We start from the raw sequence: 20,335 nt of genomic DNA, 5'->3' as shown, positions 1-20,335 counted from the left end.
GGCGCCCGGCACGGGAGCGGCTCAGAGGCCGCGGTTGCTGCTCAGGGTGGTGCCGACGGCGCGGTCGGTGATCGGAGTGGGGTTGGTGATCCCGGTGAAGTCGTTGCCCTCGATGACGACGCCGCTGGTCGTCGGCGACGTCCGGATCGCCCGGGCCGTGGTGCTCCCCGCGGCCGGCTGGAAGGTCGAGCCCGCGATGCGGACGCCGGCCCCGTTGAGCACGTCGACCGCCCAGGCGCCGTCGATCCCGGTGAACCGGCAGTTCTCCACGGACAGCTCCGTGACCGCGGTCGTGGGCCCGGCCACGAGGTGCCGCTTGCCGGCGGCGCCGACGAAGGTGCAGTCGGTGAACCGCGCCCGGTCCGTGCCGTCGACGACGACCATCATGGGGGCGGCGCCCGACGGCGCGGTCAGCGTGCAGCCGTCGAAGGTCAGGCCGCTGATGTTCGGCCCGCCGGCCCGCAAGGTGCTGTTCCGCGGGTTGAGGACGTCCGTGCGGGTGAACGTGACGTCGCGGATCGCGCCCCGGGACGCCGGGTCGGTCTGCACCCGGATCTCCTGGGTGGAGGCGTCGGGCGCGCTCGCCATGTCGACCGTGCAGTCGGTGAACGCGACCCGCTCGATGGCTCCGCGACTGTGCGTGTTCTTCACGACGATGCCCCGGTTGGCGGCCGCGCCGTGGCAGTCGACGAAGGAGCAGTCGACCACCGAGGCGTCCATGTCCGTCGTCCCAGGGTCCCCGCCGGTGTACTCCAGCAGGGCGACCAGGAACCGGCTCACGGAGCTGACGCCGGTGCACCCGACGAAGCTGCCCCCCGAGATGGTCCGGTTGTAGAGCGTCGGCTCGGCCTCGGGGTTGCCGATCGGCACGAACTGGAAGCAGTCGTCGCCGGACTCGACGTGGCACCCGGTCCCGAGGAAGTCCTCACCGCCGATCACCCGGATGCCGCCGGTGCCGGTCTCGGCCGCGCTGTTGCGGACGGTGATGCCGGTGATGCGGCCGCGGTCGCCGCCGTACATGACCGCCTGCCCGCCGGCGTAGGTGTCGACGGTGATGCCCGAGACCTCGACGTCGTCGCCGTACAGGGCGAGCACGACGCCGGTGCGGCTGTGGTCCGCCGCCCCGATGCTGCCCTCCCCGGTGATCCGCACCCGGTTGGACTTCACCGCGAAGTCGGCGTTGCGGAGGAAGGCGTCGATCATCCCGGGCGGGGCGGCCCAGTCCTTGACCAGCCGGGCGCGCCGGTCGAGCTGCAGCTGCACGTCGGACCGCAGCAGCAGGCCGGTGGTGCACCGGTAGGTGCCGGCGGGGACGAAGGCGACGGCGCCGCGGCGGGCCGAGGAGTCGAGCAGCCGCTGCAGGGCCCGGGTGTCGTCGGTGCTGCCGTTGCCCTTGGCGCCGAAGTCGCGGGCGTCGAGCACGTCGTCCTCGTCCCCGGCGAGGGCGAGACCGGAGCCGGAGCCGGTGGACGGCGTCGCGCCGGCCAGCGGGATGCTCGCGAGGCCGGCCGCGCCGAGGAACAGCAAGCTGCGGCGGCTCACCAGCGGGCCGAGCCGCCCGTCGGCGGCGCCCCGGGAGGACGGCGTCCTGGCGATGCGGAGGGTCATCTGGTCTTCCGTTTCCGGAGGGTCGGGCAGGGCTGCGCCCGAGCGGGAGGGGGAGGGGAGGGGGTGCGTCAGCGGTTGGTGGCCGAGCGGACGGCGGTGTTGAACGCCTGCCGCTGCACCGCGCCGACGGTGCGGACGAGGATCACGACGTCGCGCCACAGCGACCAGTGCTCGATGTAGGAGTTGTCGAACCGGGCCCGCTCCTCGATCGACGTCTCGCCGCGCAGGCCGTGGACCTGGGCCCAGCCGGTCAGGCCGACGGCCAGCCGGTGCCGGTCGCGGTAGCCGTAGACGGTGTCGGCGAACTGGGCGGCGTAGGTGCACTCCTCGGGGCGCGGGCCGACCAGGGACATGTCGCCGCGCAGGATGTTCCACAGCTGCGGCAGCTCGTCGAGGCTGGTGCGGCGCAGCAGGTTGCCGATGCGCGTCTTGCGCTGCTCGACGTCGATCTGCCGGGCGTGCATGGTGCTCCGCGTCGAGCCGCCCGACCCGAGCCGGTCGGGGTGCTGCTCCGGAGCGGCCACCCGGAGGGTGCGGAACTTCAGGATCGAGATCTGCTCGCCGTCGTGGCCCGTGCGGGGCTGCCGGAACAGCACCGGCCCCGGACCGCTCAGCCGCACCGCACCGGCGAGCAGGAGCAGCAGGGGGGACAGCAGGGTCAGGGCGGTCCCGGAGACGACGACGTCGATGAGCCGCTTGACCCGCCAGACGCCCTGGCGCAGCGCGGCCCGGCGCATCCGGTGCAGCGGGATGCCCCACAGGTCCTCGACGTCCGGGCCGCCGGCGGCGGTGCCCACGTCGAAGAACCGCGGGACGACGTACACCTCGATGTCGCGCAGCGCCGCGCTGCGGACCAGACCGACCAGCTCGGCCTCCCGGGTGGGGCCGTAGGCGACGACGACCTTGCGGACGCCGTAGGTGTCCAGCACCAGGTCGAGGTCGTCCATCCGGCCGAGCGGCTCGCGGTCGTCGAGCGGGCTGCCGCCGCTGAGGAAGCCGACGCCGCGCAGGCCCAGCTCGGGGTGCTCCTGCATCGTGGCCAGCAGGTCCATGCCCAGCCGGCCGCCGCCGACGACGAGGGTGGGCTCCTCGACGAGCCGGTGCCGCCGGGCGCTGCGGATCGCGGCGTAGCCGAGGCCGCGACCCACCACGAAGCACGGCACGGCCCACAGCGCGTGCACCGCCAGCGCCGGGTCGCCGCCCGCGAGGGACGCGAACGGGGCCACCAGCAGCAGGCCGAGGCCCAGCCGGGGGAGCAGCCGCGGCGCCTCGTCCAGGGCGCTCAGGGTGATCCGGGGGCGGTAGGCGCCGCCCGCCGCCAGCACCAGCAGGGTGACGACGACGAGGGGGACGACGGCGCGGTCGAGGCCCAGCCAGGCGGCCGGCAGGGCCAGCGCGGCGGTGTCCAGGGCGACGAGGCCGGCACGGATGGACCAGCGGTGGTCCCGCGGCTCGCGCTCGGGCAGGAGGAGGTCGGCCGCGGCGAGGGCCGGAGCGGTCAGCTCGACGGCCCGGACGTCCGGCTCCGTGTGCGCCGCGTCCAGGGATCCGCGCCGGCCCTCGTACACCTCGGTCATCGCCTGCCCGCCTCTCTCGTCTGCCGAGAAGGTTCCGGCTCAGGCCGTTCCGCTCACACTCCCGGCCGTGGGTCGCCGGGCACCCCAATGCGGGGGGTCGCCGGCGGCGCCGGAGGACCGGGCGGACGGGCCGCGCGCCGGTAGCATCCGGCCCGTGACGGGCGCCCCGGACTTCCTGGTCATCGGGGCGGCCCGCAGCGGGACGACCGCGTTGACCTCGTTCCTCGGCGAGCACCCGGACGTCTTCGTGTCCACGCCGAAGGAGCCGCACTTCCTGGCCTTCCCCGGGGGCGCGCCGCGGTTCACCGGCCTCGGCGACGACGACCTGATCAACCGGACCGTCGTCCGCGACGAGCAGACGTGGCGCGACCTCTTCCGGGGCCGCTCCGAGCGGCGGCGGGGGGAGGGGTCGGTGACCACCCTCGCGTACCCGGAGGCCGCGGTCCCGGCCGTCGAGCGGTTCTGCGCGCCGGACTGCCGGCTGGTGGTCATGCTGCGGGACCCGGTGGACCGGGCCTTCTCCAGCTGGTCGTACCTGCGGTCGCGCGGACACGACGCGGGGACGTTCGAGGAGTGCCTGGCCGCGGAGGAGGAGCGCACCCGCGCCGGGTGGAGCCACATGTGGCAGCTGGCCCGGCTCAGCCGCTACGCCGAGCAGCTGGCGCCCTTCGCCGCGCGGTTCGGGGACCGGCTGCTCGTCGTCGTCCAGGAGGAGTTCGCCGCCGACCCGACCGGTCAGCTGCGCCGGGTGCTGGAGTTCCTCGACGTGGACCCCGACGTCGCCATCGACCCCTCGCGCCGGGTCAACGCCTCCGGCCTGCCGCGCAGCCGGGCGGTCACCTCGGCGCTGAACGCCCTGCGGCGCTCCCCGGCCCTGCGCCGCGCGGTCACCGCGGCGGTGCCGCAGCGGCAGCGGGAGCGGATCCGCACGGCGAACCTGGACCGGACGACGATCGACCCGGCGACCCGCGCGCGGCTGGCCGCGGACCTCGCCGGCGACGTGCGCGACCTCGAGGAGCTGCTCGGCCGGCGGCTGACGGTGTGGCCGACCGCGGCGGTCGGGGAGGGGCGGCCGTGAGCGACCGCATCCGGGTGCTGCAGCTGACGGGCATCACCGTCGGCGGCTCGGCCGAGCACCTGCTGCAGCTGGCCGCCCTGCTGCCCGCCGACCGGTTCGACGTCACGATCGCGCTGTCGGGCGGCGGCCCGCTGGACGACGCGATCCGGGCCAGCGGCCTGCCCGTGGTCGACTACGCCCCCTCGCACGGCACCGGCCACTTCAAGCAGGCCACCCCGGACGGGCCGGTCGAGCTGCTCCGCCAGTTCCTGCGGCTGCGGGCGCACATCCGGCAGCGGCGCTACGACGTCGTGCACACCCACACGTCGGTGGCCGGCGCGATGGGCCGGGTGGCGGCGTGGTCGGCCGGCACGCCGGTGCGCGTGCACATGCTGCACGCCTACGCGGGCCACGACGGGGTGCCGCAGCCGAAGCGCTCCCTGTTCCGTCTCGTCGAGCGCGTGCTCGGGCTGGTCACCACCCACTACGTCGCCGGGTCCCGGTTCATCCGCGACGTCGGCGTCCGGCAGCGGCTGTTCCGGCCGGCGGACGTCACGGTCATCCCGTACTCCAGCCGCATGACGGTCGGCGACGCGTCGGAGGCCGATCGGGCCCGCCTGCGCGCGGAGCTCGGCCTGCCGCCCGAGGCGCTGCTGGTGGCGCTGGTCGGCCGGATCGAGGACCAGAAGGGCGTGGACCTGCTGGTGCGCGCGGTCCCCGCCGTCGCGGCGGCGGTGCCCGCCGCGCACGTCGTCGTGGTGGGCGACGGCACCCGGCGGGCGGAGGTCGAGGCCCTGGCCGCCGAGCTCGGCGTCGCCGACCGCGTGCACCTCACCGGGTGGCGGCACGACCTCGCCGACGTCATGCGCGCCGTCGACGTGCTGGCGATCCCCTCGCGGTGGGAGGCGTTCGGCATCGTCAACCTGGAGGCGATGGCGGCGGCCAAGCCTGTGGTCGGCTTCGCCGTCGAGGGGATCCCCGAGGTCGTCGTCGCCGGCGAGACGGGGCTGCTGTCACCCGCCGGCGCCGTCGACGACCTCGCCCGCGACCTGGTGCGCGTCCTCACCGACCCGGAGCTGGCCGCCCGGCTGGGCGCGGCGGGGCGGCGCCGCTTCCTGGAGAACTTCACGCCGGAGGAGATGGTCCGGGCGCACGTCGCGCTCTACGACCAGCTGCTCAGCCGGCGGGCCGGCCGTCGCCGAGCACGCCGCGGACGAGCCCGCTGAACGTGCGGCCGAGGTCCTCGACCCGGTAGTGGCCGCGGATCAGCGCGGCGCCGGCGGCGCCCATGGCGGCGCGGTCCCCGGGCGTCAGCGCGGCCAGCTCGCCGATCCGCTGCCGCACCGAGGCCGAGTCGCCGGTGCGGGCCATCAGCCCGTCCCGGCCCTCGGCGAACACCGGCGGCCGGCCCGAGCAGTCGGTGAAGACGGTCGGGCAGCCGGCGGCCATGGCCTCCATCACCGCCAGCGGCAGGGCCGGGCCCTCCCAGCGGGCGGTGTGCACGTAGCCGTCGGCCGCGGCCAGCAGCCGCGGGACGTCGTCCCGCCAGCCGAGGAAGGTGACGGTGCCCGCCAGGCCGAGGTCCCGGACCCGCCGGTGCAGCGACGCCGCGAAGTCCGCCGTCCGCCGGGCGGCGACCGAGTCGCCGGCCGAGCCCACCAGCGCCACGTGCACCGGCGCGGCCAGGCCGGCGAGCGCGTCGAGCAGGACGTCCTGGCCCTTCTGCGGGTCCAGCCGCCCCACGTTGAGCAGCAGGACGTCGCCCTCCCCGGCGCCCATCTCGGCCCGCAGCCGGGCACGCTCCTCGCCGGTCAGCTCCACCGGCGGCGGCACCGCGATGCCGTTCGGGAGGACGACGGTCCGGTCGGCGGGCACGCCGAAGGCGACCATCTCGTCGCGCACCACCGTGGAGGTGCAGACGGCCAGCGTGGTGGCCCGCGCGACGACGGACCGGTAGCCCCGCCGCTTGAGGGCGGCCAGCGGGCGCGGGCCCCAGAAGTGGTGCTGGTTCTGCACCATGAGCACCCCCGGCACGCCGGTGCGGCGGGCCGCCAGCAGGGCCGGCCCGCGGTCGCGCTGGTTGACCCCGATGACGCACCGGCCTCCGTCGCGGCGGACCCGGTCGGCGAGGGCACCGACCAGGCGCGGGTCCCAGGGCCGCTCCAGGCGCGGCTCGGGGACGGTGGCGACGCCCAGGGCCGCGAGGTCGGGGAGGATGCTCGGGCCGGTGCGCGGGGCCGGGCCGTGGACGAGCGTCAGGTCGAAGCCGTCCGCCCGCAGCGCCCGGGCGAACTCCAGCGCCATCTTCGCCGCGCCGGTGCGGTCGGGCAGCCGCAGCGTCATGAACAGGCGTCCGCCGGTGGCGCTCATCCGCGGCCGCTCGCCCGCCGCTCCGGGTCCCGCCACGCGGCCACGTCCAGACCGGTCACCTGCTCGAGCAGGTCGAGGTCGGGGGTGAACGCCTGCACCAGCTCCCGGCGGGTCTCGGGCCGGTAGCCGATCCGCACGATGTTGCGGGCGACGATCCGCCGGCGCAGTCGCCGGCGCAGCGACACCGGGACCACGGGCGACAGCAGCTTCTTGAGCGGGTGGTGGGTGCTCACCACCCGGCCCAGGAACCGGCTGCGCGGCTGGCCCGAGCGGTGCGGGTCCGGGGCGACGGTGCGCGGGACCGGCGGCACGCCGAGGTGGGCGTAGACCCGGGCCAGGACGGCGTCGGGGTCGGCGGTCATGTCCTCGTGCCGCAGCACCAGCAGCTGCTCGCGGGGGAACACCTCCAGCGCGTGCCGCAGCTGCTCGCCGTACCGGCTCATCCCCGTGTAGTGCCAGATGTGGTGCCAGCCCGCGGCGATCCGGCGCGGCTCGTCGGCCAGCGCCTCCTCGAAGGTGTCGCACGGCTCCCAGCCGCGGGTCCGCATGAAGCCGTAGGCGGACAGCGCCCGGTCCACGGGGTCGCGCAGCAGGCAGACCAGCCGGGCGTCGGGCGCCATCTCGCGGACCCGGGGGAGGGCCTCGGGGAAGTACATCGTCGAGACCGACGCCTCCCCGCGCAGCTGGTCGGGCCGGGCCCCCTCGTACAGCCGGAGGTAGGCGTCGGTGCCGGTGACCGCGAGCCGGTTGATGGTCTGCCGGTCGCCGGGGCCGGTGAACGCCGGGGTGGTGCCGGCCAGCGCGAAGTAGTGCGGCTCCTTGGGCTCGGTGAGGAACAGCCGCGGGTGTTCGGCCAGGTACTGGTACAGCGCCGTCGTCCCCGACCGCGCCGCGCCGATGACGAGGAACTGCGGACCGGCCATCACGACCTCCTCCGTGCGGGCAACGCGACCGTGCGGATCCCGAGTGTCCGGTACGCGGCCCGCGCCAGCACGAGGTTGCGCGAGCTCATCGCCACCGCGGCGGCGGCGGCCACCCCGGTGCCGCCGCCGATCCCGCCCCACCACACGGCCAGCCCGGCGAAGGCGAGCGCGGACAGCAGGGCGCTGACCGCGACGACGCGCTGCCGGCCGGCGTGGGAGAGCACCACCGAGCACGGCCCGGTCCAGGCGTTGACCAGGACGCCGGCGCACATCACCAGCGCCGGTGCCAGCGCGGCCTCGTACTCCTCGCCGAAGACGGCCGGCAGCAGCACCTGCCCCGCGGCGGCGAGGACGACCACGGCCAGCGCGGTGACGACCGTCGACCAGACCGCGAACCGCCGGACCGGCTCGTGCAGCGCCGGTAACCGGCCCGCGGCCGCGGCGGCGGCGATGCGTGGGGCCAGGGTGCGCATGCCGATCGCCGTCGGGACGGCGAGCAGCACCGCGATCCGCACCGCGACGGAGAAGACCGCGACCTCCTCGACCGGGGCGACGACGGCCAGCAGCCACACCCCCGCCTGCGGCACGGTCACCGACGCCAGGGTCGCCAGGGCGAACGTGCTGCCCCACCGCAGCAGCCCCCACGGCGAGCCGCCCGGGTCGGGCCCGTCGGCCACCGCGCCGCCGGCCGGCTCGTCGCCCGGCCCGAGGCCGGCCGCGTGCCGGCCGACGCCCGCGGCCAGCAGCCGGGCCACGAGCAGCAGCCCGACGAGGTACACCACCCACTCGGCGGCCAGGGTCCACGCCAGGGTGGTCCGCGCGGTCGCGGCGCCGGCGGCACCGGACGCCGCCGCCAGCAGGACGACGACGAGGACCACGCGGCGGACGTGCTCGCCGAGCGCCACGGCCGCCCCGAACCGGCCGCGTGCACGCAGGACGTCCGCCAGCACGGGGCCGACCGCCGCGACCGGCAGCCACAGCGTCACCAGCAGGACCAGTGGCCGGTACGCCGCGGCCGGGTCGCCCGCGGCAGCGGTCGCCGGCCCCAGGGCCCCCTGCCACAGCGCCGCGGTGAGCGCGGTCCCCACCGCCAGGGCCCCGAGGAGCCGTCCGAAGAGGGCGAGGTGGAGCCGCCGCGCCCGCTGGGAGAAGGCGATCGTGGCCACCTGGGTGAGCCCGACCTGGGCGAGGACCGTCAGGAACGTCAGCCAGCTCAGCGCCCACGACAGCGCGCCGAACTGGCCGGTGCTCAGGACCCGCGCGCCGACCAGGGTCACCAGGAACGCGCTGCCGACGGCGAGCAGCTGACCCACCGCGGTCAGGGTGGTGTCCCGGCGCAGCGCCTGACGCTGCCCGGCCTCCCCGGGCCCGGGCGCGAGCGGAGCGGTCAACGACCGGACACCCCGGGGACGCCGGCCGCGCCGTCGGCACCCAACGGCGGGGGCGCTGCCAGGGCGCGGCGCTCGTCCGCCCGGCGGACGAACAGGTTCACCAGCACGGTGAACGCGATGAGCGGCAGGCCGATCGCCACCCACTTGGGTGGCGAGGTGGCCCAGACCCCGCCCGGGAAGATGCGGATCATGAACACCAGGCTCAGACCCCAGACCAGCGGGTCGCGCAGGAACCGGCGGAAGGCGAACTGGGCGGCGCGGGCGACCAGCCCGGCGAGCAGCCCGCCCAGGAGGACCCCCGGGACGCCCAGGTTGACGTACCAGTCGCCGACCGCCGTCGCGGGGAACCCGTTGTTGCGGTCGATGTAGGTCTGCGCGAGCTGGACCGCGGGGGAGACGAACGCGTCCTGCGGGCCGACCAGCACCGTGGGCAGCGCGGCGACCGACCCGTCGACGAAGTCGGCCCCGCCGGTGAAGTCGTACACGTCGGGCCAGTCGTCGAGGTAGAGCAGCAGCGAGTCGTAGAAGGTGTTGTTGGTGGCGACCGCGACCTGACGGACGGTCCCCTGCCCCTCGATGGTGGAGGCCAGCTCTCCCCACAGCACGGTGTCGCGGGCGGCCCGGAGGGAGAACGCCAGCAGCAGCGCGATGACCGGGACGAGCAGGAAGCCGCGGCGCCAGCGGGGGTCGCGCAGCCAGCGCCCGTCGGCACGGCCGGCGGCGCGGCGCCCGGCGGCACCGAAGACCAGCGCCCCGGCCAGCAGCGCCACCACGGAGAGGACGGGGACGTCGCGGGCGCCCCACGTCCAGCTGAGGTAGCCGTTGACCGCGATCAGCCCCAGGACCGCGATGCGCTGCAGCGACCCCCGCCGGACGGAGAAGAAGGCGGCGATGCCGACGAGCGCCGCCAGCATGGGGATCGCACGCAGCGCCCGGCTGTCGGTGAGGTCGCGGTCGACCTTCGCGGCTCGGAGCAGCCCGGCCGGCCCGCCGTAGCGAACCCACAGGAGGACGGTCGCGAGGAACGCGACCGCCGTGAGGACGACCGCGAGGACGACGAGCGTCCGCGGCGCCAGGGGGCCGCGCGACTGCGGGAAGATCACCGCCACCGGCCGCACCAGCGGGGTGAGCAGGCGGGCGCCGGCCCACAGCGCGACCAGGAACAGCGTGACCACGAGCTGGCCCCGCAACAGCAGGGCCTCGGTGTCGCGGTCCTCGAACAGCGTGGTGGGGAAGGGGCTGTCGAGGCCGACCGCCAGGACGAGGGGCCGGACCAGCAGCTGCAGCGCCAGGTAGTAGAGGGTGATCGCCATCGCGTCCAGCGGGTGGCGGACCAGGCTCCGGTAGACCAGGGCCCAGACGACGACGGACGCGAGCACGGCCAGCACCGGCACGATCACGACCGCGCCTCCGCGCCGCTCGAGGGGCCCACCGCATCCTCCGCCGGTCCGCGCTCCTCCACCTCGGGCGCGGGTGCGGGACAGTAAAGCAGCGGAGCGGGCGCTGCGGAGTCCTCCGCGCGGGTGGACCGCCCGCGGCCGCCGTCCGGCCCTACCATCCGGTGGATGCGTGCCGGGCCGAGGCTGATGATCGTCGGTGCCCCGAAGAGCGGGTCCACCGCCCTGTTCCAGTACCTGGCGGAGCACCCCGAGGTCACCGCCCACGTCCACCGGGAGATGCCGTTCTTCGGCCGGGACGACGAGTTCGGGCACGGCTGGGGGTACGCCGTCGACAAGTACTACCCCCCGGGGGCCGGCGGGGGGCCGCTGGTCGCCAAGCACACGATGGCGATGTACGACCCGGTGGCGCTGCGCCGGGTCGTCGACAGCACCCCGGCGGTCGTGGTCGCCGTCCTCCGGGACCCCGTCCGGCGCGCGCACTCGCACTTCTACTACGCCCGGCTGCGGGGCTGGGAGGACGCGGCGACCTTCGAGGAGGGCCTGGCCCGCGAGCCGGGCCGCGCGGTGAGCTCGCCGCCGCAGGCGCGGGACATGCAGTACGTCGGGAACGGCGTCTACGCGCCGCACGTGCGGGTGCTGCTGGACACCGTGCCGCCGGAGCGGCTGCGGGTGTACCTGTCCGACGACCTGCGCGCCGGCGCCGCGGGGATCTGCGCCGAGCTGTTCGAGCTGGCCGGGCTGGCGCCGTTCGAGCCGGACGTGACGAGGCGGCACAACGAGGGGCGGGCGCCGCGGTCGGCCCGCTTCGCCCGGGCGTTCCTGGCGGTGCAGCGGCCGGGGAGCCCGGCGCGCCGGCTCGCGGCCCGGGTCCCGAGCCGCACGCTCTACCGGGTGCGGCACCTGGTCAACCGGCTCAACGAGCAGCCGGCGTCGCTGCCGCCCCTGGACCCCGGGACCGCCGCGCGGCTGCGGGAGCGCTTCGCGGAGCCGAACGCGGTCCTGAGCGACCTGCTGGGTCGGTCACTCAGAGGGTGGGATCAGTGACGCGGACGGTTCCGTAGGTCTGCCGGATCCCGTACGTTGCCGCCGTGCTCGAGACTGCCGGTGCGGAGACGCGCCCGTCGGCGGAGCGCGCCGACGGACAGCGGGGGGACGGCGTGGCGGAGGACGACGGGTCGGGGCTGCGCGACTACCTGCGTGCGTTGCGGCGGTGGTGGTGGCTGGCGCTGCTGACCTTCGTCGTGGTGCTCGCGGCGTCCATCGGCTCGCTGTACGTCATCGAGCCGGTGTACCGCGCCCAGGCCGAGGTGCTGCTGCGCACCGAGGAGAGCGGGCAGCTGTTCCCGCGGACCAGCGGTGCCTCGGCCGGCGCGCTGGTGCGCTCGCCGAGCTCCGAGCTCGTGTACGTGGACAGCGACGAGTTCCGGGAGCTGGCCGAGGAGGCCGCCGGGGAGGAGGCCGAGGTCGAGGTGCGCGGCCGGCCGCTGGACCCCGGCGTCCCGGTCTCCAGCTCCCTGGTCTTCGTCGCCGAGGCCGACAGCGCGCGGGAGGCCCAGGAGGCCGCGCAGACCTGGGCGGAGACCTACGTGACGGTCCGGCACGAGAGCGACGTCGCGGACAGCAGGGAGCTGCTGGACCTCCTGATCGAGGACCGGAACCTGCTCCTGCTCCGTCAGGCGGAGATCCTCGCGCCGGTCGCCGCGCTCGACGAGGCCGTCGCGGCGGAGACCGACCCGGTCGAGCTCTCCCGGCTGCTCAACCAGCGGCTGGCCATCCAGCGTGGCCTCGCGCCGGTCCTCGACCCGGTGGAGGACGACCTGCGCCGGGTGAACAACCAGATCGCCGGCCTGACGGTCGACCTGCGGGTCATGGAGGACCCGCAGGCCCTCGCGTTCGTCAGCACCGCGGCCGAGCTGCCGGAGGAGCGGGCCAACGGGTCGCTGCGGCAGAGCGTGCTGGTCGGCGTCGTCGCCGGCCTGGTGCTGGCCGGCGGCGCCGTCTCGGTCGCGCAGGCGCTGCGCGGCCGCCGGCGCTGACCGGCGGCCGGCCGCGGGTCAGCGCCGGGCGCCGACCACCTCCGGGTGCTGGGCGAACCAGTCGATGGTGCGCTTGAGGCCCTCGTCCAGGGCCACCTGCGGCTCCCAGCCCAGCGTCCGGCGGGCCAGGGCGATGTCCGGCTGGCGGACCGTCGGGTCGTCCTCGGGGCGCGGGATGAACTCGATCGGGGAGGTCGACCCGGTCAGCTCGACGATCCGCCGGGCCAGGTCGATGACCGGGTACTCGTGCGGGTTGCCGATGTTCATCGGGCCGGGCTCGGAGGACAGCAGGAAGCGGATCAGCCCCTCGACGAGGTCGTTGACGTAGCAGACCGAACGCGTCTGGCTGCCGTCGCCGGCGACGGTGATGGGCTCGCCGGCCAGTGCCTGCCGGATGAACGTGGGGATGGCCCGGCCGTCGCGGGGCCGCATGCGGGGACCGTAGGTGTTGAAGATCCGGACGATCGCGGTGTCCACCCCGTGCGTGCGCCGGTAGGCCGACGTCAGGGCCTCGGCGAAGCGCTTCGCCTCGTCGTAGACGCCGCGCGGACCGACCGGGTTCACGTTCCCCCAGTACGTCTCCGGCTGGGGGTGGATCAGCGGGTCCCCGTACGTCTCCGACGTCGAGGCCAGCAGGTAGCGCGCGCCCTTCTCCTTGGCCAGGCCGAGGGTGTGCAGGGTGCCGATCGAGCCCACCTTCATCGTGTGGATGGGCAGCTCGGCGTAGTCGATCGGGGAGGCCGGGGAGGCGAAGTGCAGGACGTAGTCGACGTCCTGCGGCACGTGCACGTAGTCGGTCACGTCGGCGCGCACCAGCCGGAACCCGGGGCGCTCCAGCAGGTGCTGCACGTTCGCCGGGGTCCCGGTCAGGAAGTTGTCGAGGCACAGCACCTCGACGTCCCGGTCGAGCAGCGCCTCGCACAGGTGGGATCCGAGGAAACCGGCGCCGCCGGTCACCACAGCTCGAGACATCGGTCGTCCTCCTGGTCGGTTCGTCAGCTGTCGAGGGTGCGCACGGTAGCTCCGCCGGCCGCCCCGCGGCTGCCCCACTCCTGCGGGACGCGGCCGGTCACTCGACCAGCGACAGCGAGCTCACCGGGGTGGTCGCCTCGGGGTTGATCTGCTCGTCGGGCGCCAGGGGCAGCGGGCCGGTCTCCTGCACCTCGTCGTCGGGCAGGACGATGCGGGAGCGGGGGTCCAGGGCGTCGGCGAGCAGGATCAGGTCGCCGATCGTCTTGCGCTCCTGCCACTGGAAGGCGGGCTTGAGGTTGAAGTAGGACTCGGGGTCCAGGGCCATGATGCCGAGGATGGTCTCGGCGACGATCCGCCCGCCCACGGGGCCGAGCCGGCGGCCGGCGTTGACGAGCTCGGCCTCCTTGAGCACGTAGTACCAGAGCGGCGCCTTGCCGCCCCAGCCCGGCTGGCGCAGGCCCAGCTGCTCGTTGGTCAGCGGGGTGATGCCCATGGCGCGGGCGACGTCCTGGCCGCAGGGCAGGCCGAGCCGCTTGCCGCGCAGGAGGTTGCGCTCGGCCAGGGCCACGATGGCCTTGCTGCTGGGCGCGACGACCGTGGAGGGCAGCGTGTACAGCGGCAGGGAGATGTCGGTGTCGATGAGCCGGGCCATGTTCCGGTCGTCCGGCGGCTCGAGGCCCGGGATGTCGAAGAAGTAGTTCCAGTCGGCCCACAGGTTGGCCGGGATGGGCCGGTTGCCCCGGAGGTCCTCGAACCCGTCGGCGCCGAAGATCGGGACGGTGTGGCCGTCCTGCATCTCGTACTCGGCGCGGATCATGCTGTGCCCGAACCGGTAGGCGGCCCCGGAGTACTCGATCGGCATGTACGGGTTCTCGGGGTGCGTGGGCCGGTACAGCGTCCCGGTGTACTTGATCGTCCCGTCGCGCCGGATCAGGCTGCTGACGACGTCGCGGCCGACGATGCGCGGCAGGTAGTCGTTCACGATCAGCCACTGGTAGTGCCAGCGGGTCTGCCGCCGCGCCTGGGCGTAGGTCATGCCCTGGCTCATGAACTTGTTGTGGAGCCGGATGAAGACGGTGTGCAGCTGGGCGACGATGAGGTTCTCGTCGTTGCGCGGGTCGCCCAGGTAGGCGGCGCCCCGGTCGTCGCGCGGCAGGTCGACGAGGTCGTCGTGCGGGTTCACCTTGAGCCAGCCCTGGCGGGCGGGGTCCTGCTCGTACAGCTCCGGGCTGCCCTGGAGGCCCTTGCCGTAGACGCTGCCGAGGTCGAACCACGGGGTGTCGTAGTTGCGCATGGCCAGCGGGTCTTGCAGCCGGTGGCTCAGCGGGGTCTTGTCGAACGTCATGTCGTGGTCGACGAACTGGCCGAAGTAGATGTAGCCGGCCGGCATGCCGGGGTTGTCGAACGCGCGGTCGCTGTCCTTGACATCGGTCAGCGGCGGCTTCTGGTCGTTCATGTCCGCCGCCAGCCAGAGCAGCAGCCCGTCGGTGGGGGCGTACGCCGGCAGGGTCTTGAACATGAGGCCGAAGCGGGCCTCCTGGCTGCGGTCCGTGCGCACCGCGATGTCCGCGCCCCGCGGGTCGCCGACGGCGTGCGCCGCGGTCTCGGCGGGGACCGGCGCCGGCTCCGTGGTGGCGGTGGGGTCGGTCGGGAGGGGCGCCTCCTCGGCGCGTGCGGTGCCCGCGAGACCGGCGAGGGCGGGGGTCATCGCCGCGGCCATCGCGCCCGTGAGGAAGCCGCGCCGGGCGATCCGGCTCCCGCCGCCCGCGCCGCTGAAGGGGCACACGGCCTGGCTTCCGTCGTTCGGCTGCATCCGGATCGCTCCTGGTGTCGGCTGGGGTGCTGGACCGTGGTGGGACCACCATCGGCGGTGGCGGGACGGCGGGACAGACGCGCCCGTGGGGTCCCCGGCCCCCCAATCCGCGGGGGAGGGGCCGGGGGGCGGGCTCAGCCGCGGGACCCGCTCGCGGCGGACCGGGTGAGGGCCGCGGCCTCCGCGGCCAGGGCGTCGGCCGACTCCAGGGCCCGGTCCCTGCGGTACTCGAGGAAGGACCAGGCGACCGCGGCGGCCCAGACGAGGTAGATGGCCGCGTACACCGCGTAGCGGACGCCGTCGGGCGCGTCCACCCAGTCGCTGCGCAGCAGGGTGCGGCTGTTGGTGAGCACGATGACGCCGCCGACCAGCGAGCCCAGCAGCCGCGGCGGCACGTGCCGCACCAGCCAGGCGGCGATCGGCGCGGCGATCAGCCCGCCGACGAGGAGCGCGGCCACCCAGGCGAAGTCGATGCCCTGGCTGCCGAGGGCGACCAGGAAGCCGAGGCTGGCGGCCAGCGCCACGAGGAACTCGGAGGTGTCGATCGAGCCGATCACCTTGCGCGGCTCCATCCGGCCGCTGGCCAGCAGCGCCGGCGTGCCCACCGGGCCCCAGCCGCCACCGCCGGTGGCGTCGACGAAGCCGGCGACCAGCCCGAGCGGGCCGAGGAACCGCGTGCGCACCGGCTTGCCCAGGTTGCGCCGGTCGATCCCGCGGAGGGTGAACCGGACCAGCAGGTAGATCCCCAGCGAGAGCAGGATCAGGCTCATCACCGGGGCGGCGAGCTCGGTCGACAGGGAGGACAGCACGGTGGCGCCGGTGAAGGCGCCGATCGCGCCGGGGACGCCGACCCGGGCGACGACGCGCCAGTCGACGTTGCCGAACTTCCAGTGCGACAGGCCCGAGGCCAGCGTCGTGCCGATCTCGGCGAGGTGGATGGTGGCCGACGCGGCCGCCGGGTTGGTGCCGATGGCCAGCAGCAGCGTCGTCGACGTGACGCCGTAGGCCATGCCCAGGCTGCCGTCCACGAGCTGAGCTCCCAGACCGGCGAGCGCGAGCAGGGTGAGCGTCTTCACGGCGGCTCCTGACGGCGGGACGACATCGGCGAGGACGAGGGTGCTGGCCGCGCCCCGCGGGGGCAGCGCCCGCGCGGGGGGAGGCTCCTCCCCTCAACCTGGGGGGATGCCGACCGGTCGGGCGACCTGTCGCGACACCGGGACGGGTGACGCCTACGGTGTAGCGGGAACCGGGGCGGTCTGTTGAGGAGCAGCGGGCCGGACGTCGGGCGAGAGGCTGGGAGTCGGTGCAGTTCGAGGTCCAGCGCACGACCGTCAAGGGGCACTCGGCGCTCCGGGTCCGCGGTGAGCTCGACATCGCGACGTCCCCCCAGCTGGGCGATGCCGTCGCCGACGCGCTCGAGTCCGGCGCGACGTCGCTGGTCGTCGACCTGACCGAGACCACGTTCCTCGACTCCTCCGGTGCGCGGCAGCTCACCCGCACCGCGCGGCACTGCGGCGAACTCGGCGTCGGCCTGCAGGTGGTCTGCCCGGCCGACAACCGCCCGGTGCGGCTGGTGCTCGACCTGCTCGAGCTGCACCTGGCCGTGCCGATCGTCGAGAAGGCGGGGTTCGCGGGCGGGGGAGTCGGCTCGTAGGGTCGGTCGGTGACCCCCGCCGAGAGCACGGCCGAGCAGACCCTCCTCGCCGAGGCGCTGCTGCGCTGCGCCGACGAGCCGATCGCCGTCCCCGGGGCGATCCAGCCGCACGGGGCCCTGCTGGCCGTGACCGAGCCCGACCTGGCCGTCGTCGTCGCCTCGGCGAACGCCGCCGCGGTCCTCGGCGGCGAGCCGGCCGGCGCGAGGCTGGGCGACCTGCTCGACCCGGCCGACACCGCGCGGCTGCGCGCCGGGCTGGCCGGCGACCTGGCGGAGCTCAACCCGCTGCGGGTGGAGCTGCCCGGCGGGCCCGCCGACCTGGTGGTGCACCGCGCCGGCGGCCTGCTGGTCACCGAGTGGGAGCCGCTGGCGGGCGCGGCCGAGGCCGGCCCGGTGTGGCACCGCCGGCTGCCGTCGGTGCTGCAGCGGCTGTCGGACACGGCCACCCTGGAGGAGCTCACCGCGGTGCTGGCCCGGGACGTGCGCGGGCTCACCGGGTTCGACCGGGTCATGGTCTACCGCTTCGACGCCGAGTGGAACGGCGAGGTGGTCGCCGAGGACCGGCGGGCGGACCTCGAGCCGTTCCTCGGCCTCTGGTACCCGGCCGCCGACATCCCGGCCCAGGCGCGGGCGCTGTACGCCACCAACTGGCTGCGGCTGATCCCCGACGCCCGCTACGCGCGCGTGCCGCTGCAGCCCCCGGCCGTGCCGGGCGCCGGCCAGCCGCTGGACCTGGCCGGCTCCATGCTGCGCAGCGTGTCGCCGGTGCACCTGGAGTACCTGGCCAACATGGGCGTCGTCGCGTCGATGTCGGTGTCGCTGATCGAGCGCGGGCGGCTGTGGGGCCTCATCGCCTGCCACCACTACGCCGGGCCGCGCCGGCCCTCCTACCCCGACCGCGTGGCCGCGGAGTTCCTCGGCCGCACCGCCTCGCTGCTGCTGCCCACCAAGGCCGCCGCCGCCGCGCAGGAGGACGTCGTCGGCGTCGCGCAGCGCTCGGCGGACCTGCTCGCGGCGGTCGGCCGCGCCGGGCGCACGCCGCTGCCGGCGCTCACCGAGGCCGACGACACCAGCCGGCCGACCGTGCTCGACCTGCTGCCCGCCGCGGGGGCGGCCGTGCGGCTGGACGGCCGGCTGCGGCTGCTGGGCGAGACGCCGCCGGCGGAGCGGGTCGGCCCGCTGGTGGAGGCGCTGCTGGCGGCGGGGACGCCGGTCACCGACGCGCTGCCCCGGGTGCTGCCCGCGGCCGCCGACCTCGCCGGCGTCGCCAGCGGCGTGCTGGCCGTGGGGCTGGACGGCGGGGACTTCCTCGCCTGGTTCCGGCCGGAGACCCCGCGCGAGGTGACCTGGGGCGGCAACCCGCACAAGACGGAGGTCACCGCGAGCGGGCGGCTGTCCCCGCGGCGGTCGTTCGAGGCGTGGACCGAGACCGTCCGCGGCACCGCCCGGCCGTGGCGGGAGCACGAGGTGGCGGCCGCCCGGGCGCTGGGCGGGCAGGTGGCCGCCGCCGGGCGGGTCCGCGTCGCGCAGGAGAACCGGATGGCCGCGGCCCTGCAGCGCACCCTGCTGCTCGACGAGCTGCCCAAGGTGCCCGGCGTCGACCTCGCCGCCCGCTACCTGCCCAGCGCCGACGACGTGGTCGGCGGCGACTGGTACGACCTGGTGCCGCTGCCCAGCGGCCGGGTGTCGCTGGTGCTCGGCGACGTCGCCGGGCACGGCCTGTCCGCCGCGGCCGTCACCGCCCAGCTGCGGCACGCGCTGCGGGCGACGCTGCTGCGCGACCTCGGTCCCGGCGCCGCGCTCGGCGAGCTCAACCGGCTGCTCACCGCGCTGCTGCCCGGCGAGATGGCGACCGTCGTCGTCGCCGAGCTGGACCCGGCCACCGGGGAGGTCGCCGTCGCCAGCGCCGGGCACCTGCCGGTGCTGTCGACCGGCAGCGGGTTCCTGCGCGCCGGCCGCGGACCGGCGCTGGGCGTCCTCGACGACGCCGACTACGCCGAGACGCGGCTGCGGCTGACCGGCGACGAGCGGCTGCTGCTGTTCAGCGACGGGCTGGTCGAGCGGCGCGGCGAGCCCGTGGACGCCGGGCTGGCCGCGCTGGAGGCGGCCGCGGCGGCCGGCGGGGCCGAGGTGTCCGGGCTGCTCGACGCCGTCCTCGCCGTGCTGGACCCCTCGCACCGCGACGACGTCACCCTCCTGGGCCTGGGCCGCGTGGCCTGAGCGGAGTCGCTCGGGTGCGGAGACCGCACTCGAGCGACTCCGCTACACCAGGAAGCGGTAGGCCGTCGTCCCCGGGGCCAGGTGCTGGATCCGCAGCGGGCTGGCCTCGATGCGGGCGAGCAGGGCGGTCAGGTCCCCGGCGTTGCCCAGCTCGATCCCGGTCAGCGCGGCGCCGGTCTCCCGGTTGTCCCGCTTGACGTACTCGAACAGCACGATGTCATCGTCGGGGCCGAGCACCTCGTCGAGGAAGCGGCGCAGCGCGCCGGGCTCCTGCGGGAACTCGACGAGGAAGTAGTGCTTGAGCCCGCGGTGCACCAGCGACCGCTCCACGACCTCGGCGTAGCGGCTCACGTCGTTGTTGCCGCCCGACAGCAGGCAGACGACGGTCTGCCCGGGCTCGACCGCGACGTGGCCGCCGGCGACCGCGGCGGTGGCCAGCGCGCCGGCGGGCTCGGCGATCACGCCGTCCACCTGGTACAGGTCGAGCATCTCGGTGCAGATCTGCCCCTCCGGGACGGTGATCAGCTCCGCGCCGCAGTCGCGCACCATCGGGAAGGTCAGGTCCCCGGCGCGGCGCACCGCCGCCCCGTCGACGAAGGTGTCGATCTCGGCCAGCTCGACCGGGTGCCCGGCCGCCAGCGCCGCCGCCATGTTCGCCGCGCCGGCCGGCTCGGCGCCGACCAGCCGGGTGCGCGGGCTGTGCTCGGCCAGCCAGGCGCCGGCGCCGGCGAGCAGCCCGCCGCCGCCGACGGGGAGGACGACGACGTCCGGCGTCGCGGGCAGCTGCGCCAGCAGCTCGACGGCCACGGTGGCCTGGCCGGCGATGGTGCCCGGCGCGTCGAAGGCCGGCACCAGCGTCGCGCCGGTCGCGGCGGCGTGCCGGGCCGCGGCGGCGGCCGCGTCGTCGTAGGTGTCCCCGGCGACCACGAGCTCGACCGTGCCCTCGCCGAGCGCGGTGATCCGCTGCCGCTTCTGCCGGGGCGTCGTCCCCGGGACGAAGACGTAGCCGCGCACCCCGAGGACGGCGCACGCGTGCGCGACCCCCTGGCCGTGGTTGCCGGCGCTGGCGCACACCACGCCGGCGGCGCGGGCGGCGTCGTCGAGCCGGCTGATGGTCGTGTACGCGCCGCGGACCTTGTAGGAGCGGCCGACCTGCAGGTCCTCGCGCTTGAACCACACCTCGGCGCCGGTCGCGGCGGACAGCCGGGCGTTGCGCTGCAGCGGCGTGCGGTGCGCGACGCCGGCCAGCCGCTCCACGGCGTCGGCGACATCGGCGGTGAAGTCCACGCTGCCATCCTCGCCGAGCGCCCCGCC

General features: G+C 75.6%; 16 protein-coding genes. 6 read left to right on the top strand and 10 right to left on the bottom strand.

The genetic code is table 11. The features are described from left to right. Positions 1 to 21: 21 nt before the first annotated feature. Together ACI79F_RS11090 and ACI79F_RS11085 are read right to left on the bottom strand one after the other, a co-directional pair. Complete coding sequence (locus ACI79F_RS11090) at positions 22 to 1,608, bottom strand: glycosyl hydrolase family 28-related protein (RefSeq protein ID WP_456546915.1); 1,587 nt, start codon at positions 1,606 to 1,608, stop codon at positions 22 to 24. A 68-nt stretch (positions 1,609 to 1,676) separates the two neighbouring features. Continuing rightward, positions 1,677 to 3,185 carry an exopolysaccharide biosynthesis polyprenyl glycosylphosphotransferase gene (locus ACI79F_RS11085; RefSeq protein ID WP_456546914.1) on the bottom strand — a complete coding sequence of 503 codons (1,509 nt, stop codon included), beginning with the start codon at positions 3,183 to 3,185 and terminating at the stop codon, positions 1,677 to 1,679. A gap of 154 nt (positions 3,186 to 3,339) precedes the next feature. Here ACI79F_RS11085 and ACI79F_RS11080 point away from each other — a divergent pair, with 154 nt between their 5' ends. Beyond that, complete coding sequence (locus tag ACI79F_RS11080) at positions 3,340 to 4,263, top strand: sulfotransferase family protein (RefSeq protein WP_456546913.1); 924 nt, start codon at positions 3,340 to 3,342, stop codon at positions 4,261 to 4,263. Next, entirely contained in the window at positions 4,260 to 5,468 is a 1,209-nt protein-coding gene (locus tag ACI79F_RS11075; protein WP_456546912.1) for a glycosyltransferase, read from the top strand. The genes ACI79F_RS11080 and ACI79F_RS11075 overlap by 4 nt, the downstream gene beginning before the upstream one ends. On the opposite strand, the gene ACI79F_RS11070 is transcribed toward ACI79F_RS11075, so the two are convergent. From ACI79F_RS11070 to ACI79F_RS11055, 4 genes are read right to left on the bottom strand one after another with little or no spacing between them, the layout of a single operon-like run. Continuing rightward, positions 5,419 to 6,612 carry a glycosyltransferase family 4 protein gene (locus tag ACI79F_RS11070; protein ID WP_456578902.1) on the bottom strand — a complete coding sequence of 398 codons (1,194 nt, stop codon included), beginning with the start codon at positions 6,610 to 6,612 and terminating at the stop codon, positions 5,419 to 5,421. The two genes, ACI79F_RS11075 and ACI79F_RS11070, sit on opposite strands and share 50 nt — an antisense overlap. Next, a complete protein-coding gene (locus ACI79F_RS11065) occupies positions 6,609 to 7,535 on the bottom strand; it encodes a sulfotransferase family protein (RefSeq protein ID WP_456546910.1) in 927 nt (308 codons plus the stop codon). The genes ACI79F_RS11070 and ACI79F_RS11065 overlap by 4 nt, the downstream gene beginning before the upstream one ends. After that, positions 7,535 to 8,926 (bottom strand): lipopolysaccharide biosynthesis protein, encoded by a 1,392-nt coding sequence (locus ACI79F_RS11060; RefSeq protein WP_456546909.1) that lies wholly within the window; start codon positions 8,924 to 8,926, stop codon positions 7,535 to 7,537. The genes ACI79F_RS11065 and ACI79F_RS11060 overlap by 1 nt, the downstream gene beginning before the upstream one ends. Further along, the gene (locus ACI79F_RS11055) at positions 8,923 to 10,326 is read right to left on the bottom strand and encodes a hypothetical protein (RefSeq protein WP_456546908.1); all 1,404 of its coding nucleotides are present in this window, start codon (positions 10,324 to 10,326) and stop codon (positions 8,923 to 8,925) included. Before ACI79F_RS11055 ends, ACI79F_RS11060 begins: the two co-directional genes overlap by 4 nt. A gap of 165 nt (positions 10,327 to 10,491) precedes the next feature. On the opposite strand from ACI79F_RS11055, the gene ACI79F_RS11050 reads away from it, so the two are divergent. Both ACI79F_RS11050 and ACI79F_RS11045 read left to right on the top strand, forming a co-directional pair. After that, complete coding sequence (locus tag ACI79F_RS11050; protein ID WP_456546907.1) at positions 10,492 to 11,370, top strand: hypothetical protein; 879 nt, start codon at positions 10,492 to 10,494, stop codon at positions 11,368 to 11,370. Between the two features lie 44 nt (positions 11,371 to 11,414). Continuing rightward, a complete protein-coding gene (locus tag ACI79F_RS11045; RefSeq protein ID WP_456546906.1) occupies positions 11,415 to 12,362 on the top strand; it encodes a hypothetical protein in 948 nt (315 codons plus the stop codon). A gap of 18 nt (positions 12,363 to 12,380) precedes the next feature. On the opposite strand, the gene ACI79F_RS11040 is transcribed toward ACI79F_RS11045, so the two are convergent. From ACI79F_RS11040 to ACI79F_RS11030, 3 genes are all read right to left on the bottom strand, one after another. Continuing rightward, entirely contained in the window at positions 12,381 to 13,334 is a 954-nt protein-coding gene (locus ACI79F_RS11040; protein ID WP_456546905.1) for a UDP-glucuronic acid decarboxylase family protein, read from the bottom strand. A gap of 97 nt (positions 13,335 to 13,431) precedes the next feature. Further along, positions 13,432 to 15,147: a peroxidase family protein gene (locus ACI79F_RS11035; RefSeq protein WP_456546904.1), complete on the bottom strand. Its 1,716-nt coding sequence runs from the start codon at positions 15,145 to 15,147 to the stop codon at positions 13,432 to 13,434. A 134-nt stretch (positions 15,148 to 15,281) separates the two neighbouring features. Beyond that, positions 15,282 to 16,223, bottom strand: a complete 942-nt coding sequence (locus ACI79F_RS11030; RefSeq protein WP_456546903.1) for a sulfite exporter TauE/SafE family protein — start codon at positions 16,221 to 16,223, stop codon at positions 15,282 to 15,284. A 227-nt stretch (positions 16,224 to 16,450) separates the two neighbouring features. Between ACI79F_RS11030 and ACI79F_RS11025 the strand changes: the two genes are divergently transcribed. Then, positions 16,451 to 16,801, top strand: coding sequence for an STAS domain-containing protein (locus ACI79F_RS11025; RefSeq protein WP_456546902.1), 351 nt, complete (start codon positions 16,451 to 16,453; stop codon positions 16,799 to 16,801). Positions 16,802 to 16,810: 9 nt separating this feature from the next. Further along, entirely contained in the window at positions 16,811 to 19,021 is a 2,211-nt protein-coding gene (locus tag ACI79F_RS11020; RefSeq protein WP_456546901.1) for a SpoIIE family protein phosphatase, read from the top strand. A gap of 42 nt (positions 19,022 to 19,063) precedes the next feature. Here the strand turns inward: ACI79F_RS11020 and ilvA are convergent, their stop codons facing one another. Next, entirely contained in the window at positions 19,064 to 20,308 is a 1,245-nt protein-coding gene (gene ilvA, locus ACI79F_RS11015) for a threonine ammonia-lyase IlvA (RefSeq protein ID WP_456546900.1), read from the bottom strand. Positions 20,309 to 20,335 lie beyond the last annotated feature (27 nt).

It is taken from the genome of Blastococcus sp. SYSU D00868, from assembly GCF_054050575.1.
Note: the sequence above shows the minus strand (reverse complement) of the source record. Positions and strands in the feature narration are given on the sequence as shown.

What these genes read in the sequence shown, in the direction of transcription:
- ACI79F_RS11090 (WP_456546915.1), bottom strand. Translation starts at nt 1,608, where the DNA reads ATGACCCTCCGCATCGCCAGGACGCCGTCCTCCCGGGGCGCCGCCGAC.
- ACI79F_RS11085 (WP_456546914.1), bottom strand. Translation starts at nt 3,185, where the DNA reads ATGACCGAGGTGTACGAGGGCCGGCGCGGATCCCTGGACGCGGCGCAC.
- ACI79F_RS11070 (WP_456578902.1), bottom strand. Translation starts at nt 6,612, where the DNA reads ATGAGCGCCACCGGCGGACGCCTGTTCATGACGCTGCGGCTGCCCGAC.
- ACI79F_RS11065 (WP_456546910.1), bottom strand. Translation starts at nt 7,535, where the DNA reads ATGGCCGGTCCGCAGTTCCTCGTCATCGGCGCGGCGCGGTCGGGGACG.
- ACI79F_RS11050 (WP_456546907.1), top strand. Translation starts at nt 10,492, where the DNA reads ATGCGTGCCGGGCCGAGGCTGATGATCGTCGGTGCCCCGAAGAGCGGG.
- ACI79F_RS11040 (WP_456546905.1), bottom strand. Translation starts at nt 13,334, where the DNA reads ATGTCTCGAGCTGTGGTGACCGGCGGCGCCGGTTTCCTCGGATCCCAC.
- ACI79F_RS11035 (WP_456546904.1), bottom strand. Translation starts at nt 15,147, where the DNA reads ATGCAGCCGAACGACGGAAGCCAGGCCGTGTGCCCCTTCAGCGGCGCG.